The 342-nt window shown below is 57.3% G+C and carries 1 protein-coding gene; it reads right to left on the minus strand.

Translation table 11 applies throughout. The annotated features are described in order from the left end of the window. Nucleotides 1–342, minus strand: a 342-nt coding sequence (locus tag E0698_RS27800; protein ID WP_192513443.1) for an AMP-binding protein, incomplete at both ends; no start/stop codon positions are given.

Genomic DNA, 342 nt, shown 5'->3' on the forward strand with positions numbered 1-342 from the left:
ACGGAGAAATCGAAGCAGAACGAGTGGAACAGCGTCCACGTGTCGGACGGCCCGAAGTCGAACAGGTTCTTGTCGTTAAACAGGAGGCGCACGACGTTCTTATGCTCGATCAGCGTTCCTTTCGGTCTGCCGGTCGTTCCCGACGTGTAGATGACATATGCCAGGTTGCCCGGCCCGGAAATCGGCTCCAGGTTCGAAGCACCCAGCGCATCGGCGGAGTCCGCCCCTCTGTCTCCCCAAACGAAATCGTCCAATTCGAGGCGCATTCCTGCGAAGTCGGTCTTCTCGTGCAGATGCTTTTGAATCAGCAATAACGGCGCGCCCGAATCCTCGATCATGAAG

Origin of the sequence: Paenibacillus sp. 23TSA30-6 (assembly GCF_014858585.1) — a bacterium.
Classification (GTDB): Bacteria; Bacillota; Bacilli; order Paenibacillales; family Paenibacillaceae; genus Paenibacillus.